Here is an 18,481-nt window from a genome sequence, read left to right on the forward strand (position 1 = left end):
CAGTCACATAAACGGCCGCCGGCAACGCGGCGGCCCTGGAAGTCGATAACCGGCACGGAGCCGGTCTCTCGGGGGATCAGACGAAATGAAGATCAAACCGCAATGCACGGATACCGGCCCGCTGCGCACACGCGTCGCACGGGGCACGATGATGGCCGCGATCCTTTGTTCGGGATGGCTGACGGTTTATGGCGCACTCGCGCAGGAAGGCGTCGAGTCGGCGGCGCTGACGAAGGGCGGCGCCAGCGCGCCGGCCGCGGTCGGCAAGGGGCCGATGCAGATGACGATCAGCATGGCGCCGATGGCGGCCGCCGCGCCCGCCGCGTCGGCAGGGCCGCTGCGCGGGCCGAACTGCGTCGGCGCCGTGCGCGAATCGACCAGCGTCAGCGTGCCGCTCGGCAAGTCGCTGCTGGTGCCGATGCCGGAGCCGGTCCGTAACCGGACGATCGGCAATCCGGCCGTCGCGCAGGCCACGATGGTGTCGCCGCAGACGCTGTACATCCTCGGGCTCGCGGTCGGCACGACGAACATGATCGTGCAGGGCAAGAGCGGTGCGTGCCGCGTGATCGATGTGGCAGTCGGCGCGGATGCCGGCGGCCTGCAGGCGTCGTTGCAGCAGCTGATGCCGACCGAGCGCGACATCCGCGTGACGACGGCGGCCGGCACGATCGTGCTGTCGGGCACCGTGTCGAGCTCGCAGGCCGCACAGCAGGCCGTGCAGATCGCGCGCGCCTACGGCGACAGCGCCGGCGACCCGGCCGCGGGCGGCAAGCAAAGCGGCGGCGGCGTGCTGAACATGCTGGCCGTCACGTCGCCGCAGCAGGTGATGCTCGAGGTGAAGGTGGCCGAGGTGTCGAAGACGCTGATGAACCAGATGGGCAGCGCGCTCAACATCCAGGGCGGGTTCGGTTCGTGGAGCGGGGCGCTGGTCACCAACCTGCTCGCGGGCGTCGCGAGCGGCGTCGCGTTCAGCAAGGCGAACAACAAGCCGTTCAACCTCGCGGCCGACGCGCAGAACACCGACAACCTGGTCAAGATCCTCGCGGAGCCGAATCTCGTGACGATCAGCGGCCAGGAAGCGACGTTCCTCGCCGGCGGCAAGATCTTCATCCCGATCCCGCAGAGCAGCGGCAACGGCACGTCGTCGATCACGCTGCAGGAAGAGGAATTCGGCGTCGCGCTGAAGTTCACGCCGACCGTGCTCGCCAACGGCCGGATCAGCCTGAAGGTGGCGCCGGAAGTGTCGGAACTGTCGCAGACGGGTGTCACGCTGAGCGCGACCAACATCGGCGGCACGTCGATCCTGCCGCTGATCACGACGCGGCGCGCATCGACGACGGTGCAGATGAGCGACGGCGAATCGTTCGCGATCGGCGGGCTGATCAAGGACAACGTGACGGGCGCGCTGAAGGCGCTCCCGGGCGTGGGTGAGGTGCCGGTGCTCGGCGCGCTGTTCCGCAGCACGTCGTTCCAGCAGGATCGCACCGAGCTGATCTTCCTGATCACGCCGCACCTGGTGAAGCCGCTGCAGACCGCTGACGTGCCGCTGCCGACCGACAGCTTCTCGAAGCCGAACGAAGTCGACGTGTACGCGACGGGCAACATGGAAGGCCGCGGTGGCGTCCGCAAGCCTGGCGCACAGCCGGCGAACGGCGCGGCAGCTGCCCCGCAGGCACCGGCTCAGGCACCGGCCCAGGCACCCGCACCGGCGCCGCAACCGGAAGCCCCGGCCGCCGCGGCCGCCGCGCTGCCCGCACCGCGTGTGCCGCAAGGCGCGGACGCGCAGCCGCCGGTACCGGCCGAACCGCAGAAGACGCCTGTGCCGGTGGCGGTTGTCGTGCCGCGGCCCGACGGGGCTGACGCGGCGAACGCGGCCAACGCGGCGAACGCGGCCCGCGTCGCGCGCATCGAAGCCGCCGCCGCGCGCCTTGCGGCGGCCGGCCCCGACGCACCGGGCCGGCCGGCCCAGCCGGCGACACCGGCGCGGTCGACGCACCGGCTCCCGGCGGCTGCCCACGCGCAGGTCGCCCGCTCGGAATCCGAGTCCACCGATCGTTGATGCCATCCAAGGGGACACTCATGAAATCCGCCTACCTCGTATTCGTGCGCCGTGCGGCGCTCGCCGCACCGCTCGCCTTCGCGCTTGCCGGCTGCATGTCGTCGACCCCGGTGTGGGACACCCGCTTCGGCGAATCGGTCCGCGCCGTGACGCAGGCCCAGATCATCGATCCGCATGCCGCCGAACACGCGGCGGCGACGACGGTGGTCGACGGCGGCGCGGCGGCATCGGCGCTCGACAACTACGAAAAGTCGTTCAAGCAGGTCGATCCGCCCGCCAATGCATTCGTGATCGGCATCGGGAAGGCCACCCAGTAACGACGGCACGCTCAGGGAGAAAAGCCATGAACAGCGCAGCCCGCTATCCGAAAGTCATGCGTCGCAGCCTGCATCGCCAGCGCGGTGCCGTCGCGATCATCGTCGGTCTCGCACTGGCGGTGATGATCGGGTTCGTCGGCCTCGCGCTGGATCTCGGCAAGCTGTACGTCACGCGCAGCGAACTGCAGAACAGCGCCGATGCGTGCGCGCTGTCGGCTGCGCGTGACCTGACCGGGGCCATCAGCCTGACCGTGGCCGAGGCCGACGGCATCGCCGCCGGCCACCTGAATTTCGCGTTCTTCCAGAACCAGTCGGTGAAGATGCTGACCGACACGAACGTGACGTTCAGCGATTCGCTGACCAATGCGTTCCTGACGAAGAACTCGGTCACGACGCCGGCGAACGTGAAGTACGTGCAGTGCACCGCGTCGCTGAGCAACATCTCGCACTGGTTCATGGAAGTGCTGAACGTGCTGCCGGGCACCAAGATCGCGAACGCGGCGACCGTGTCGGCCAGCGCGATCGCGACGGTGGGCGGCGGCCAGACGGCATGCGCGATCCCGGTGTTCGTATGCCGGGCAACGGGCGCGCCGTCCTACAACGTCGGCGACTGGATCACGTCGCCGTCCGGTTCGTCTTACGGGCCCGGCAACTTCGGCTGGGCGGCACTCGACGGCTCGACGAACGAGCCGACCATCGCGAGCGAGCTGTCGGGCAATACCTGCAATATCACGAGCCCGCCCGACCTCGGCACCACCGGCCTGAAGTCGGCGTCGTTCCGCGCCTGGAATACGCGCTTCGGCATCTATACGAACGGCGCGAACGGCTCGAGCGGCCAACCCGACTTCACCGGCTACGCGTATGTCGGCCCGAACTACGGGCCGCCCGGAACGGCGGGCATCAAGGGTGATGCGTACACGCAGTTCGTGACCGACCGCTCGAACTTCAAGCCTTACCAGGGCGACGGCGCGCCGCCGTCGGGCAGCGGGATCTCCACCAACGGCACCGTCACGGCGAGCAACTACCAGACCTATGGCGGCGACCGCCGTGTCGCGCTCGCGCCGGAAGGCGACTGCTCGTCGCTGAAGGGGAACAGCGGCAAGGTGCACGTGACGCAATGGGATTGCGTGCTGATGCTCGATCCGCTGCCGTTCAGCTCGGGCAGTGGCCCTGTCATAGCGCACCTCGAATACCTCGGCTCGTCCGTCTCCGGCAACAATCCGTGCGCGACGCACGGCTTGCCCGGCGACGGCAGCGCGTCCGGGGTCCAGGTGCCGATGCTCGTTCAATAGGGAGAGACGATCATGAAAAGGCCCCCGTTTCGCCGTTCGCGCACCCGTGGCGTGGCCGCCGTCGAGTTCGCGATCGTGCTGATTCCGATGATCCTGCTCGCGACCGGCGTGGCCGAGTTCGGCCGCGCGATCTACCAGTACGAGACGCTGACCAAGGCGACCCGCGACGCGGCGCGCTACCTGTCGATCTGGCTGCCGACCGACAGCGCGTATCCGGTGTCGGCGGCGCAGTGCCTCGTCGTCTACGGCAGCACGACGTGCGGCTCGGCCGGCACCGAACTGGTTCCGGGGCTCACGACGTCGATGGTGACCATCTGCGACGCGCAGCATACGACCGGTTGCAGCGACGCGTCCGACCCGGCGCAATTCTCGAACCTGCCGACCTACGACTCGAACAACAATGCGGCGAGCGGCTCGGCGACAGGTGCGATCAATGTCGTCGAGGTGAAGATCAAGGGCTACACGTACCAGCCGATCCCCGCGTATCCGGGGCTGACGTCGATCCCGTTCGGCAACATCGTCACCGTGATGAGGCAAGTGTCATGAGCGCGCGCCCGGTCCCCCTGTCACGCCGGCGTGCCCAACGCGGCTCGACGATCGTCGAGTTCGCGCTCATCTCGTCGGTGCTGATCATGCTGCTGCTCGGCATCTTCGAATTCGGCCGCGTGCTGTTCTACTGGAACACCGCAAGCGAGGCCGTGCGCCTCGGCGCACGCACGGCGGTGGTCTGCGACGTCAATGCCGCCGGTGTCGCGAAACGCGTGACGGCGCTGCTGCCGCTGCTGTCGAACGCGAACGTGTCGGTGAACTACTCGCCGGCGAGCTGTACCGTGAACACCTGCGCGTTCGTGACGGTGAGCGTCACGAACGTCACGGTCAAGACGATGATCCCGTTCATGAACGTGTCGGTGAAGATGCCGCCGTTCACGACGACGCTGCCGCGCGAAAGCCTGACTTCCGCGACCGGCGGTGCAAACTGCAATTGATCGAACAGGCGAGGCACACGACATGATCAACATCCTCGTAGCTTCCGACGATACCGCGCGGCTCACGCAGATCGCGCGCCTCGTGACCGACTGCGGACGCTATCGCGCCACACGCGCGACCGGCCGGCCGTCGCAGATCGAGCATCGCACCGACGGGCTCGACGCGTTCGACATCCTGCTGGTCGATGGCACGTCGCTCGACGCGCCCGAGCTGGCGGCCATCGAGCGGATCTGCCGGGTTCACACCGGGCTGACCTGCATCCTCGTGACGGCGGATGCGTCGCCGCACGTGCTGCTCGACGCGATGCGCGCGGGCGCGCGCGACGTGCTGCAATGGCCGCTCGACCTGCAGGCGCTCGGCAATGCGCTCGAACGCGCGGCCGCGCAAAGCACGCGGCGCGACACCGACGATACGCGGATCGTGTCGTTCATGTCGTGCAAGGGCGGGGCCGGCACGAGCTTCGCGGCCAGCAACATCGCTTTCGAGATCGCGGAAGGCTTCAAGCGCCGCGTGCTGCTGATCGACCTGAACCAGCAGTTCGCCGACGCGGCGTTCCTCGTCAGCGACGAAACCCCGCCGTCGACGCTGCCGCAGCTGTGTGCGCAGATCGAGCGGCTCGACAGCGCGTTCCTCGATGCGAGCGTCGCGCGCGTGACGGAGAACTTCCACGTGCTCGCGGGTGCCGGCGACCCGGTCAAGGCCGCCGAGATGCGCGAGGACGCGCTCGAATGGATCCTCGGCGTCGCCGCGCCGCGCTACGACTTCGTGCTCTTCGACCTGGGCGTCTGCATCAATCCGCTGTCGATGGTCGCGCTCGATCGCAGCGACCAGATCCAGCTCGTGATGCAACCCGCGATGCCGCACGTGCGTGCGGGCCGCCGGCTGCTGGAGATCCTCGTGTCGCTCGGTTATTCGACCGACCAGATGCGGCTCGTCCTGAACCGCGCGACGCGCGCGAGCGACCGGACGCGCACCGCGCTCGAGGAAGTGCTCGGCCTGCAGGCGGCCTGCACGATTCCGGACGATGTCGACACCGTGCTCGAAGCGATCAACCAGGGCCACCCGGTGTCGCGTCTCGCGCGCGGCACGACGGTCGCGCGTGCGCTGCAGGGATACGCGAAGCAGCTCGTCGAAGGGGAGGTGCGCGTGGGGCGCGGCACCAAGCACAGCGAACCGCTGATGTCCCGGCTGTTCGGCCGCAAGGCCACGCCGAAGCTCAAGTCCATGTAAATCTTTCGGGGAACCATCATGTCATTGCGCGAACAGATGTCCTTGCACCGGGCCCAGCCGCTGGCGGCGGGCAACGAACCGGCCGGCCCGGCGCATTCGTCGGTACGCGACGCGTACCAGAAGCTGCGCCGCGAAATTCACCTGGCGGTGCTCGAGCGCGTCGAGCTGGAGCGCCTGTCGCGGTTGCAGCAGGATCAGGTCCGGCAGGAAATCGCCGGGCTGATCTCGCGCATCCTCGACGACGAACGGATGCCCGCGAACGACATCGAGCGGCGGCAGCTCGCGATCGACGTGTACGACGAGATGTTCGGCTTCGGTCCGCTCGAAGCGCTGCTGCGCGACCCCGGCATTTCCGACATCCTCGTGAACACGTACCGGCAGGTCTATGTCGAGCGCGCCGGCCAGCTCGAACTGACCGACGTGACGTTCTACGACGATGCGCACCTGATGAAGGTGATCGAGAAGATCGTGTCGCGCGTCGGGCGCCGCATCGACGAATCGAGCCCGATGGTCGACGCACGCCTGCCGGACGGCTCGCGCGTGAACGCGATCATCCCGCCGTCCGCGATCGACGGGCCGCTGATGTCGATCCGGCGCTTCGCGGTCAACCCGCTGAAGATGGACGACCTCGTGCGCTACCACAGCCTGACGCCGCCGATGGCCGAACTGCTCGATGCGCTGTCGCGCGCGAAGGTGAACGTGCTGGTGTCGGGCGGCACCGGCAGCGGCAAGACGACGCTGCTCAACATCCTGTCCGGCTACATTCCGCGCAACGAGCGGATCGTGACGATCGAGGACGCCGCCGAGCTGCAACTGCAGCAGCCGCACGTGCTGCGGCTCGAAACGCGCCCGCCGAACATCGAGGGCAAGGGCGAGATCACGCAGCGCACGCTGGTGCGCAACGCGCTGCGGATGCGCCCCGACCGGATCATCCTCGGCGAAGTGCGCGGCGCCGAAGCGCTCGACATGCTCAATGCGATGAACACCGGCCACGAAGGCTCGCTCGCGACGATCCACGCGAACACGCCGCGCGACGCGCTGACGCGGCTCGAGAACATGATCAGCGTCTCCGGCCTGACGCTGCCGCCGAAGACGATGCGCCAGCAGATCGCATCGGCGATCTCGGTGGTCGTGCAGGCGGCGCGGCTGACGGACGGCAAGCGCAAGATCGTCAGCATCCAGGAGCTGACCGGGATGGAGGGCGACATCATCAACATGCAGGAGATCTTCACGTTCAAGCGCACGGGCGTGGACCGCGACGGCTCGGTACGCGGCCACTTCTGCGCGACCGGCGTGCGGCCGAAGTTCGTCGAGCGGCTGCAGGCGTTCGGCATCAACCTGCCGGATTCGCTGTACGACCCGTCGCAGCGTTACGAGACGAACTGACGACATGGCGCCGCTAACCGCCGGGGAGACCTCATGAACACGATCTTTTACGCCTTTGTGATTCTCATGTTCGTCGCGGTCGTGCTGACGATCGAAGGCACCTATCAATGGTGGAACGCGCGGCACGGCGCTGCCGCGCGCCGGATCGAGTCGCGTATTCGCGCGATGTCGGCCGGCGGCAACGTCCAGCAGGAGCGGCTGTCGATCCTGAAGAAACGGATGCTCGACGAGTCGAAGCCGTTCGACCAGTTGCTGCTGCGCGTGCCGCGAGTGCAGGCGCTCGATCTCCTGATCCAGCAATCGGGCCTCGACTGGACGCTGTCGAAGCTCATCGTGCTCAGCGCGGTGTTTCCGGCGATCGCGTGGGTCGCGCTGAGTTTCGCCACGTTGCCGCAGCTGGCTGCGCTGCCGATCGCGCTGTGTGCCGGATGCCTGCCGGCGATGGTCGTGATGCGTGCCCGCCGGCGGCGGATGCGCAAGCTCGAACGGCAGTTGCCGGACATCTGCGACATGATTTCGCGCGCGCTGCGTTCCGGTCATTCGTTCACGAGCACGCTCGGGATGGTGAGCGAGGAGTTTCCCGATCCGATGGGCGGCGAATTCCGGATCACGTTCGACGAGGTCAACTACGGCGTGTCGCTGCACGACGCGCTGATGAATCTCGCGACGCGCGTGCCGGTGCAGGACCTGCGCTATTTCGTGATCGCGGTGCTGATCCAGCGCGAGACCGGCGGCAACCTGGCCGAGCTGCTCGACAGCATTTCCGCGCTGATCCGCGAGCGCTTCAAGCTGTTCGACAAGGTGCGTGTGCTGTCGGCGGAAGGGCGGCTGTCGGCGTGGATCCTCGGGCTGCTGCCGTTCGGTACGGCCGGGGCGATCGCGGTGATGAACCGCGAGTTCCTGTCGGTGCTCTGGGAAGATCCGGCCGGGATCAGGATGGTCGGCACGATGCTGGTGACGATGCTCTTTGGCCTGCTGTGGATCCGCCGCATTGTCCGGATTCGCGTCTGACGCGTGAGCTGAATAACGAACCGTAGCGAGACTGTCATGCAAAACCTGAGCGTAGTCCACGCCGTGATGCTGGGCGGCCTGTTCATCTTCGTGGCCGGCGGCGCCCTGATCGGGATGCTGCTGTTCGCGCCGCGCAATATCCAGCGCCGGATCCAGCAGGCCGGCGGCGCCGGCACGGGCCCCGGCGACAGCGACGACATGGCGTCGCGCTGGGTCGCGAAGCTGGTGGAGCTGTCCACCCCGATCTCCAGGCTGTCGGTGCCGAAGGACGGGTGGGAGAATTCGCCGCTGCGCATCCGGCTCATGAACGCCGGCTGGCGCAACCCGAGCGCGGCCGCGCTGTATTTCACCGCGAAGACGATGCTCGCGCTCGCCGTGCCGTGCGCGGCGCTGCTGGTGCTGATCACGACCCGGCTCGGGGATCAGCGCGAACTCCTGTCGGTCATCCTCGTCGCGCTCGCCGGGATCGGCTACTACATCCCGAACATCGTGCTGTCGCAGCGGATCAAGGTGCGTCAGCAGAAGATCTTCGAGGATTTCCCGGACGCGCTCGACCTGCTCACGGTGTGCGTCGAAGCGGGGCTGGGGCTCGACGCGGCGTTGATGAAGGTGAGCGAGGAGCTGCGGTTCAGCAGCGAGGTCGTCTCGAGCGAACTCGACCTGCTGCTGCTCGAGATGCGCTCCGGCTTCACGAAGGAGACGGCACTGCGCAATCTCGCGCTGCGTACCGGCGTCGAGGACATCGAATCGTTCTGCGCGATGCTGATCCAGGCCGATCGTTTCGGCACGAGCATCAGCGAATCGCTGCGCGTGCTGTCGGACATGCTGCGCACGCGGCGCCGGATGCGCGCGGAGGAGCGGGCCGCGAAGATTGCGTTGAAGCTGCTGTTTCCGCTGATCTTCTGCATCTTTCCGTCGCTGATGCTGGTGCTGCTCGGGCCGGCGATGATTCACGTCTATCGCGTGCTGCTGCCGACGTTCGTCGGGATGTCGCAGTAAGCGGCGAACCGGCGTCACGCCGGGATCGGCGGAAACGTCGATGAAGGATTCGCGTGCCGGGCGGCCGCCCCCGCCGGCCGGCACGGCAACAGGCTTCATGGAGGCTCCCTCCCCAGGCGGCGCCGCGAGACAGGTTGACCATAGCGGCGTCAATGCATCCTGGACCCATGGTCGGCCATGGAACTAGCCGTAGTCCACCGCCTGATCGGTTGCCCCCTACTGCTAACCTGAATGCCGGCGAATTTTGCCGGCATCACGTTGTACGCGATGCAGCGGAGGTCGCGGATCGCGACCGGTGTGTGCGCGGCGTCACGGCCGCCCCTTGCTCGGCACTTCGGCCGCTTCGGGCCCGTTCGTCCGGTCGCGGCCCTCACTGAAAGTGATGCACGTACCGCAGCACCATCCGCGTGCCCTGCGGCCGGTTCCGCGCATAGGTCTCGAAATACGCGTTGAACATCAGGTGATCCTGCTGCGAAAAGCTGTACATGGCCCCCGGCCCGATCGCGAACACGGCCTCCCGCGTGCCCGGCACGTCCTGCCCGTTTTCCTTCATGTCGGTGGTCTGTCGCAGCCAGTAGCCGTTGATCCCCAGCCGCAGGCCGGGGCGCACCTCGTACTCGGTCGCGAAGTTCGCGTGGATCGCCTGGCCGGCCTGCGTCGACGTCACGTCCGGGCCGAGCGACGTGGCCGGCCGATGGTTGGTCGTGTTCCACAGATAGTGTAGCCGCCACGACACGGTCCATTTCGGCGTGAGCCACAGCGTCGCCGCCCAGTACGGGTCGAACGACCAGGCATGGCTGCCCGGGTTGATCGCACGCGACGGATCGTACGCGCCGGTCGGCGCGATGAACTGGAATTCCACGCGCTGCGCGAAGCGCGGGCCTTGCGCGCCCATCACCGGGTCGAACTGGACGAACGGGCCGATCAGCAGGTCGCCGAAGCCGGCACGCGCATTCAGCGCGACGTTGCCGATGCCGTCGTCGGTCCGCGCCGACGCGATCCACGGCAGGATCACGTCGAGGCCCGGATGCATGCCCGCGAACGTCAGCGGCGACTGATAGACGAGCTGGCTCAGCCCCGCGAACAGGTCGATGTCCTGCTTCGGCAACCCGACCTTGTTGCCCGCGTTGTCGTTGACGCGGCTGGCCGTGTAGTACTGCAGGTACTGCGTGCCGTACCAGCCGGAGCCGGCCGGCGGCATGCCGTCGAGAAAGCTGGTCATGCCGAGGTTGACCGCCGGCAGGTCGGCTGCGCGGGCCGGCGCGCTTGCGGCCATGCTGGCGATCGAGAGGCCCGCGACGACGAGCAGGCGAGAGCCGAATTTCATTTTCACCACCTCCTGGTTGTTTATCGGTATAACTAATCAAACGGTGCGAAAAAGATCGGGATGATCGGCGATCGCGCGATACTGGCCCGCATGAAACACGAGCGGCGCCTTGCCGAACGCGTCGAACTGTTCGATCTGGCCGATGAAGAGCAGGTGATCGCCGCCTTCGTAGTGGCCGACGTTGCGGCACACGAAGCGCGCGCTCGCGCCATCGAGGCAGGGCACGCCGCCGGCTTCCGAATCCGCGTGCGGCACGCCGTCGAACTTGTCGGCGCTGGGCGTCGCGAAGCGGCGCGACAGGTCGATCTGGTCGTGCGCGAGGATGTTGATCGCGAAATGGGTGGCCGCGACGAAATCCGGGCGGCTCGGCGCGAGCTTGCGAAGGCTCCACAGCACGAGCGGCGGATCGAGCGACAGCGACGAGAACGAATTGGCGGTGAGGCCCACCTTGCGTCCGTCGGCCGCGCACGTGGTGATCACGGTGACGCCGGTCGGGAACTGCCCGAACGCGGCGCGCAACTGCATCGGGTCGAGGGTCGGGGGGGCGGTAGCGATCGTTTCCATGCCGGTCACTCCGAACGTGCGCTGTGTTCGCGGATGAACGCCGCGCAGGCCGACGGCTCGAACCACCACGGCGAGAACCGGCGCGGATCGTCGAAGCCGTCGACGATCGCCGCGGCGAGCGACGGCAACTGGCCGGCTGCGCCGAGCAGTTCGAGGATGTGCGGCGGCGGCGGGGTGAGCAGCGAGTTGGTCCAGCGCACGACATGCTGCGCATAGGCCCAATAGCCTTCGAACGTCTGCTGCATCCAGTCTTCACCGAACGGCGCGGCATCTCGCGCGACGATCGCATCGAAATATGCGTTCGCGCATTTCGCGGCGTTGTTCGAGCCTTGCCCGGTGATCGGATCGTTGACGACCACCGCATCGGCCATCCCGAACACCGTGCGGCCCGACGGCAGCCGGAAGAACGGCTTGCGCACCGTCGGCGCGAAGCGCCCGGCCAGCGTGCCGTTCGGATCGGTGAGCTCGACGTCGCGACAGCGCTCGAATTCCCACGGCACGTATTGCCGCAGGAACGACAGGCTCCGGTCCAGATGCTGCTCGGGCGTCTTCACGTCGGCCCAGCAGTCGAGCGGGCCGCCCGGAATGCCTTCGAACACCATGATTTCGCACGGGCCCGTCGTGGTCAGCGCGGGGAACACGAAATACTCGCCGATGCCGGGCAGCAGGTTGAAGCGCACGCGCGAATACGGCTGGCTCGGCGTCATCCCTTTCACATAGGTGAGGGCCAGCGCGCGTTGCGGGCGGTCGAACGCGCTGCGCGCGTCGTCGCGGCCGAGCAGGTTGACGATCTCGCCCTTGCCGGCCGCGAGCAGCACGAGGTCGTGGCTGCGCGCCAGTTCCTCGAGTTCGGGCACGCCGATGTCGCCGATGCGCACGTCCGCGCCACGGCGGCGCACGCCGTCGAGCCAGTCGGCCATTTTCACGCGCTGGTCGACCGACTGCGCATAGCGGGTCAGCCGCGACGACCAGTCGATCGCCTTGCGGCCGCCGCCGTCCGGATGCGGCACCGCGATGCCGATTCCTTCGACGGACGGGCACGCTTCCTCCCAGGTGTTCAGGCCGAGGTCGCGCTCGATCTGCAGCGCGGTATGGAACATGCACTGGCTCGACATGACCTTGCCCGTGCGGATCTGTTCGGCGTCGCGATTGGTCGCGAGCGTCACGTGATAGCCCTGGCCGAGCAGGGCGAAGGCGAGTTGCAGGCCGGACTGGCCGGCGCCGACGATGGCGATACGTCTCATGGGGATGTCCTTGGTTGGCCGGATGCCGGCCGGAATGATTGGGGGAGGCGGCGGCGGGAAACGGTCACTCCGCGAGCCGCGGAATGGCCGGCACCGCCTGCTCGGGGCCCATCGCGGAATAACCGCCATCGACCGCGTAGTCGGCGCCCGTCACGAAGCTCGCCGCGTCGCTGCACAGGAAGGTCACGACCTGCGCGACCTCGGACGGATCGCCGACGCGGCCGAGCAGGTGGAACGGCGCGGCGACGCGATCGGTCTTCGCGCGGTCGCCGTGCGTCAGCTCGTCCATCACGCGCGACCACGTCCATCCCGGCGATACCGAGTTGACGCGAATGCGCTCGGGCGCGAGATCCATCGCCATGCTGCGCGTGAGCTGGCGGATCGCCGCCTTGGACGTCGGGTACAGCCAGCGGCCGGTCTGCGCGCACTCGGCCGAGATCGAGCTGAAGTTCACGATCGCGCCGCCGCCGCGCCGGGCCATGTGCGGATGCACGGCCTTCGCGAGCATCGCGGCCGACACGACGTTGACGTCCATCGCGGCGAGCCAGTCGTTGCGGGTCGCCTGGATGCCGTTGTCGACGTAGCTGCACGCGAGGTTGACGAGCACGTCGATCGCGCCGAACCGCTCGACGATGGCCGATATCGCACGTTCGATCGCGCGATCGTCGGTGATGTCGAGCGCGACGAACATGGCCTTGTCGCCGAGCGAACCGGCGACGCGCGCACCGTTGTCCGCATCGAGATCGAGGATCGCGACGCATGCACCGGCGCGGCTCAGGTCCTGCGCGACCGCGGCGCCGATCAGCGTGGCGCCGCCGGTGACGATCGCGACTTTGCCAGCAAGGGCAGTCATGGGGTGTCTCCGTGAATCGTGGGGTGAGGGAGGGGGCGCGTCAGTGCGCACCCGTCGACGGCTCGCTGTCGTGCCAGCGGCGCATCAGGCCGTTCGACGGCACGGTTTCGTCGAGCAGCTTGCGGGCCGTCTCGACGCCCGCGACCGGCAGGCCGGCCGGATCGAGCAGGCCGATCTGCACGAGCACGCTCGCCTGGTCCCAGTAGATGTGCTCGTGATAGAGCTTGTCGCCGCGAAACTTGACGATCGCGACGAGTGGAATCTCGACGCGCTTGCCGGTGGGCGCGACGCCCGGCAGCATCCAGTCGATCTCGGTGGTGTGCGTGAAGCAGAACAGCAGCTCGTCGACGACCTGGCTCGCGCCGATCGTGCGCGAGATCGGGGTGATCGTCGTGTCGGGCGGATTCGCATGCACGAAGTGATGCGTGTAGAAGCGCTTGAGCTCGTCGTGGCCGACGCCGCCCGTCAGCGTCGGAACATGGTTGACGTACGGCTCGGCGACCATCGTCGCCATCGTGGCATCGACGTTGCGCGTGGCGAATTCATGTTCGAGATGCGCTTCCCACAGTGTGGACAGATCGTAGTGCGGGCCGAGCGCGGCGCGGAACGCGGCGATCGCGCGCTGGTGGGCCATGACCGCGGCGGCCTTGTCGAAATGATCGCCGCCGACGCGGGCGAACGCGTGATCGACGCCCGGATACACATACACTTCGACGCCGTCGCGGCCGGACAGCGCGTCGGCGATGCGCTGCTGCGCGTCGGGCGGGCAGAAGCGGTCCAGCCCCGCGATCTGCAGCACGAGCCGGCCCTGCAGGTGCGCGGCCTCGTCCAGCGCCTGCTCGATGCCCACGCCGTAGTAGCTGACCGCCGCGGCCACGCCCGGCAGCCGGCACGCGGCGAGATAGGCGAGCTTGCCGCCGAGGCAGTAGCCGAGCACGCCGGTTTCGCCCGTGCATTCCGGCTGCTGCCTGAGCGCGTCCAGCGCGGCACCGATGTCCTCGACGCCCTTGTCCTCGTCGAATTCGCGATACAGGGCCATCGCGCGCTCGACATCGGCTGCCGCATGGCCGAGCTCGATTCCCGGCGCCTGGCGCCAGAACAGGTCGGGCACGAGCACCGTATAACCTTCCTCCGCGTAGTAGTCGGCGGCCTCCCGCATCGTCGCGTTCGCGCCGAAGATCTCGTGGCACAGCACGATGCCCGGCCCCTTGCCGCCGGCCGGCGTGCTCAGGTAGGCGCGAAACGTTCCGCCGTCCGGCGACGGAATCTCGATGTGACGTCCTTTCATCTGTCCCTCCGTTGAATTCATTGCTGCGACGAGCCCAGTATTGGCGGACGAAACGTGCGCTTCTATCCGCTTTCTTCGGCCGGTATCCGCGAATTCCGGAAACCTGCGGCACCGGCCGCCGCGCGTGGGCAGGCGCGCGGCCGACTGCGGGTATGTGCGGATGCTGAAAGCCCGCACAGTTTTCTACGATGCGCGAACGGTCCGTTTCTTGCGTCGTTTGCGCGGGACTTGCGTGCTTTGGCGGCCGGACTGTCCGGATACTCCGGGCGCTATCCGGATCGTGCGGCGAATGCCCCCACACCGGGAACGCATGCACGGCGCGAGTGCAACCGAGCATGACGGGAGAACATCGATGGCGCAATTTTCCGGAACGGGCTGGCTGGACGACACCGCCTGTTTCAATCACGACAACCTGCTGCTGCAGTCGAACGATGTCGACGAGGTGCGCGCGCGTGTCGCCGACGTCTTCAAGCCGCACCGGCTCACGCCGACCGGCGAATCGCGCGCGCTGCACAGCTGCATGCATCATGCGCGCTGGGGCAACCTGTCGTTGAACCTGCTCGATTACGGCGGCGGGGTCAGCATCGAGCCCGGGCCGCTCGAGCACTTCTTCCTGTTGCAGATCCCGTTGCGCGGCGACGCGGAGATCGAGTGCGGATCGGCGCGTTTCGTGTCGTCGCCGGGCACCGCGTCGTTGATCTCGCCGACGCTGCCGCTGAAGATGCGCTGGGGCGACGCGTGCCCGCAAGTCATCCTGCGCATCGAGCGCGAAGTGATGGAGCGCCATGCGCAGCGGCATTTCGGCGACGACCGGCGCGCGCCGGTCGAATTCGAACCGGCATTCAGCCTGTCGTCGTCGCAAGGGGCGTGTCTCGCGCAGTTGCTGCCGGTCCTCGCGGGCGCGATCGCGACTGACGCGCATCCGCTGCGTCATCCGCTCGCGTTCGAGCCGCTCGAATCGACACTGCTCAACCTGCTGCTGCACGGCCACCCGAACAGCGCGCGCAACGGCACACGGCACCTGCCGGTGGCGCTCGCGCCGTTCTATGTGCGGCGCGTCGAGGATTACATCCGCGCCCATCTCGACGAGCCGCTGACGATCGAGCGGCTCGCCGAACTCGCCGGCGTGAGCCCGAGCACGCTGTTCGCCGGCTTCCGCCATCGCCACGGGATCACGCCGATGGGCTTCGTGCGGCAGTTGCGGCTGCAACGTGTGCGCGAGGAACTGCTGGCCGATGAGTCGCCGGGGCTCGCATCGGTGACGGACATCGCGCTGAAGTGGGGTTTCGCGCACCTCGGGCGGTTCGCGATCGAGTACAAGCGGGCGTTCGGCGAGTCGCCGTCGGCGACGCTCAGGATGCGGCGCGTGCGCGCTTAGACCCTCCTGCGGCAGCCCACGGCCGCTCCCGGGGCGCGTGCAGCCTGGCATCGCCGCCTTTCACCCGCCTTCCACGAGGGCCGCCGCATGGATCGATCCCGCGCCGGCCCCGCCTCCAAAGCGCCAAACGCCGGCTTTTCCCGCCGGCGCCCTTTTTTTTAAAGACTCCGTTACGTTCGCCCGGTATGATCGCTGCGCTCGCGAACGACGCCATTGGCCGTTGCATGCCGACTCGCGCGCAACCAGCATCGCCGGCATGACAACACAGGGCGGGCGCCGGCGCTGCGTCGCGCCGAGATCGCGCCGCGATCGGGTCGAATCGGCCACCAGCACGACGGAGCATGGAACGATGGTAACGGGGACGGGGGCGGCGAAACGCGCGATGGCGATCGCCGCCGGAAGCGCGTTGTACGTGGCGGCAGCGGGCGGCGCGCACGCACAGGCATCGGGTGCGGCAGCGGCGCCGCCGGCGGCCGTGCTGCCGGAAATCGACGTGACGGGGAAGGGCGACCGCTCGTCGAGCGGGCTCGTCGGGCTGCGCACCACGGCCGGCACGAAAACCGACACGCCGGTGGCCGAAGTGCCGCAGACGATCAATATCGTGACCGCGCAGCAGATCGAGATGACCGGCGCGACCGACCTGAACCAGGCGCTGCGCTACGTGCCGGGATTCGCGACGTTCGGTGCCGACAGCCGCACCGACTCGTATGCGGCGCTGCGCGGCTTCACGCCGACGCTGTACGTCGACGGCGTGGCCGCGCCGCATACGGCCGTGATCGCGGACTGGCGCGTCGACCCGTACACGATCGACTCGATCGCGGTGCTGCGCGGGCCGACGTCGGTGCTGTACGGCGCGGGCGAGCCCGGCGCGATCGTCGACGCGCATACGAAGCTCGCCGACGGCGAACGCGTCCGTGAAGCCGGCGTGCAGATCGGCAACGACGCGCGCAAGCAATTCATGGTCGATGTCGGCGATACGCTCGACCCGAACGGCCGGTACGCGTATCGCTTCGTCGGCGTGGCGCGCGACGGCAACGCGGAAACCGGCCCGAACGGCGACCGTCGCGTCGCGCTGGCGCCGTCGTTCCGCTGGCGGCCGAACGCCGACACGTCGCTGACGCTCTCGGCGACGTTCCTGCAGGACAGCGGCGATATTTCGTCGAACTTCCTGCCCGCGTCGGGCACGGTGCTGCCGAACCCGAACGGCCGCCTGTCGCAGGACATCTACATGGGCGACCCCGGGTTCAACGACTACCGGAAGAAGCAGTGGTCGCTCGGCTACGCGCTGGAGCACCGCGTGAACGCGATCTGGTCGCTGCACCAGGACGTGCGCTGGTCGCACCTGTCGCTCGACGACGCGACGGTGTTCGGCAACGGCTTCGCGCCCCGCAGCACCACCAACATGATGCGTACCGCAGGGCTGTTCCAGCTCAACTACAGCCGGCTCGACGTCGACAACCACGCGCAGGCCCGCTTCGGCACGGGGCCGCTCGAACATACACTGCTGCTCGGCGCGCAATATGACCGGCAGACGACGACCAACAGCGTGTGGCTTGCGATCGCGCCGTCGCTCAACCTGTATCACCCCGTGTACCGGCCCGTCACGGACGCGATTTTCGCCGGCCCGACGTCGCTCGGCCACGTCGACCAGTACACGGCGATGAACACGTTCGGCGTGTACGCGCAAGACCAGATCCGCTGGAAGCGCTGGACGCTGACGCTCGGCGGCCGCGAGGATTTCGTCAATGCGCGGTTCGACGACCGGACGGCCGGCAAGCAGGCGCGGCAGGACGTCAGTGCATTCTCCGGGCGCGTCGGGCTCACCTATCGGGGCGACGCCGGGCTGTCGCCGTATGTGAGCCATTCGACGTCGTTCGATCCCGTCATCGGCGTGCGGCTGTATGGCGGCGGGCTGCCGAAGCCGACACGCGGCACGCAGACGGAAGCCGGGTTGCGCTGGCAGCCGCCGGGCCGGAACCTGATGCTGAGTGCGGCCCTCTACCAGATCGACCAGACCAACGTCGCGACGCCGACGCCGGTCAATCTCGACCCGACCGGCACGACGTCCGTGCAGACTGGCAAGGTCCGCTCGCGCGGGATCGAGCTGAGCGCGGTCGGCAAGGTCACCCGCGAGCTGTCGGTCGTCGCGTCGTATGTCCATCAGGACGTCAAGAACGTGCAGGCGAACGACGCGTCGCTGAACCACTGGCCGGTGGCCGTGCCGCTGCCGCGGCAGATGGCTTCGATGTGGGCCGACTGGACCTGGCGCGCGGGCGCGCTGTCGGGCCTCGGGTTCGGCGGCGGCGTGCGTTACCAGAGCGCGTCGGCGGGCGCGCCCGACAACTCGCTGACGGTGCCGAGCGTGACGCTGGTCGACCTGGCGCTGCACTACGAGATGCCGCACTGGCGGTTCGCGCTGAACGTCGCGAACCTGTTCGACCGGCGTTATGTCAGCGGTTGCCAGTCGTACAACGTGTGCGTGTTCGGCAACGAGCGGACCGTGCTCGCCAGCGCGAAATACAACTGGTAGGCGCGAGCGCGCGGAA

At 68.0% G+C, this 18,481-nt stretch carries 16 protein-coding genes; 11 read left to right on the forward strand and 5 right to left on the reverse strand.

Annotated features, from left to right (window positions below; all coding sequences use genetic code 11):
- Positions 1 to 85: 85 nt before the first annotated feature.
- From DPV79_RS01970 to DPV79_RS02010, 9 genes are read left to right on the forward strand one after another with little or no spacing between them, the layout of a single operon-like run.
- On the forward strand, positions 86 to 2,059 hold the full coding sequence (locus tag DPV79_RS01970; RefSeq protein WP_113044626.1) for a type II and III secretion system protein family protein: 1,974 nt from the start codon (positions 86 to 88) through the stop codon (positions 2,057 to 2,059).
- A 20-nt stretch (positions 2,060 to 2,079) separates the two neighbouring features.
- Positions 2,080 to 2,376, forward strand: coding sequence for a hypothetical protein (locus DPV79_RS01975; protein ID WP_021158151.1), 297 nt, complete (start codon positions 2,080 to 2,082; stop codon positions 2,374 to 2,376).
- A 26-nt stretch (positions 2,377 to 2,402) separates the two neighbouring features.
- A complete protein-coding gene (locus DPV79_RS01980) occupies positions 2,403 to 3,668 on the forward strand; it encodes a pilus assembly protein TadG-related protein (RefSeq protein WP_048027257.1) in 1,266 nt (421 codons plus the stop codon).
- A gap of 12 nt (positions 3,669 to 3,680) precedes the next feature.
- Positions 3,681 to 4,214: a TadE/TadG family type IV pilus assembly protein gene (locus DPV79_RS01985; protein WP_048027255.1), complete on the forward strand. Its 534-nt coding sequence runs from the start codon at positions 3,681 to 3,683 to the stop codon at positions 4,212 to 4,214.
- Entirely contained in the window at positions 4,211 to 4,654 is a 444-nt protein-coding gene (locus tag DPV79_RS01990; RefSeq protein ID WP_059699376.1) for a TadE/TadG family type IV pilus assembly protein, read from the forward strand. Before DPV79_RS01985 ends, DPV79_RS01990 begins: the two co-directional genes overlap by 4 nt.
- A 22-nt stretch (positions 4,655 to 4,676) precedes the next feature.
- Positions 4,677 to 5,885: a CpaE/TadZ family protein gene (locus DPV79_RS01995; RefSeq protein WP_048027251.1), complete on the forward strand. Its 1,209-nt coding sequence runs from the start codon at positions 4,677 to 4,679 to the stop codon at positions 5,883 to 5,885.
- Between the two features lie 18 nt (positions 5,886 to 5,903).
- Positions 5,904 to 7,271, forward strand: coding sequence for a TadA family conjugal transfer-associated ATPase (locus DPV79_RS02000; RefSeq protein ID WP_021158146.1), 1,368 nt, complete (start codon positions 5,904 to 5,906; stop codon positions 7,269 to 7,271).
- A 33-nt stretch (positions 7,272 to 7,304) separates the two neighbouring features.
- Entirely contained in the window at positions 7,305 to 8,282 is a 978-nt protein-coding gene (locus tag DPV79_RS02005) for a type II secretion system F family protein (RefSeq protein WP_113044627.1), read from the forward strand.
- 36 nt (positions 8,283 to 8,318) lie between these two features.
- A complete protein-coding gene (locus tag DPV79_RS02010) occupies positions 8,319 to 9,281 on the forward strand; it encodes a type II secretion system F family protein (protein ID WP_113044628.1) in 963 nt (320 codons plus the stop codon).
- Positions 9,282 to 9,651: 370 nt separating this feature from the next.
- Here the strand turns inward: DPV79_RS02010 and DPV79_RS02015 are convergent, their stop codons facing one another.
- The 5 genes from DPV79_RS02015 to DPV79_RS02035 all read right to left on the reverse strand — a co-directional run bounded on the left by DPV79_RS02015 (position 9,652) and on the right by DPV79_RS02035 (position 14,557).
- Positions 9,652 to 10,608: a SphA family protein gene (locus DPV79_RS02015; protein ID WP_113044718.1), complete on the reverse strand. Its 957-nt coding sequence runs from the start codon at positions 10,606 to 10,608 to the stop codon at positions 9,652 to 9,654.
- 36 nt (positions 10,609 to 10,644) lie between these two features.
- Positions 10,645 to 11,172, reverse strand: a complete 528-nt coding sequence (locus DPV79_RS02020) for a flavin reductase family protein (RefSeq protein ID WP_021158142.1) — start codon at positions 11,170 to 11,172, stop codon at positions 10,645 to 10,647.
- 5 nt (positions 11,173 to 11,177) lie between these two features.
- Positions 11,178 to 12,416 (reverse strand): styrene monooxygenase/indole monooxygenase family protein, encoded by a 1,239-nt coding sequence (locus tag DPV79_RS02025; protein ID WP_059555519.1) that lies wholly within the window; start codon positions 12,414 to 12,416, stop codon positions 11,178 to 11,180.
- A gap of 64 nt (positions 12,417 to 12,480) precedes the next feature.
- Entirely contained in the window at positions 12,481 to 13,269 is a 789-nt protein-coding gene (locus tag DPV79_RS02030; protein ID WP_048027245.1) for an SDR family oxidoreductase, read from the reverse strand.
- 40 nt (positions 13,270 to 13,309) lie between these two features.
- A complete protein-coding gene (locus DPV79_RS02035) occupies positions 13,310 to 14,557 on the reverse strand; it encodes a dienelactone hydrolase family protein (RefSeq protein WP_113044629.1) in 1,248 nt (415 codons plus the stop codon).
- 352 nt (positions 14,558 to 14,909) lie between these two features.
- Here DPV79_RS02035 and DPV79_RS02040 point away from each other — a divergent pair, with 352 nt between their 5' ends.
- Both DPV79_RS02040 and DPV79_RS02045 read left to right on the forward strand, forming a co-directional pair.
- Complete coding sequence (locus DPV79_RS02040; protein WP_059492824.1) at positions 14,910 to 15,935, forward strand: AraC family transcriptional regulator; 1,026 nt, start codon at positions 14,910 to 14,912, stop codon at positions 15,933 to 15,935.
- Between the two features lie 349 nt (positions 15,936 to 16,284).
- Positions 16,285 to 18,465, forward strand: a complete 2,181-nt coding sequence (locus DPV79_RS02045; protein ID WP_113044719.1) for a TonB-dependent siderophore receptor — start codon at positions 16,285 to 16,287, stop codon at positions 18,463 to 18,465.
- The last annotated feature ends 16 nt before the right edge of the window (positions 18,466 to 18,481 follow it).

The sequence above is a fragment of the Burkholderia reimsis genome (genome assembly GCF_003294055.1).
Lineage (GTDB): Bacteria > Pseudomonadota > Gammaproteobacteria > Burkholderiales > Burkholderiaceae > Burkholderia > Burkholderia cepacia.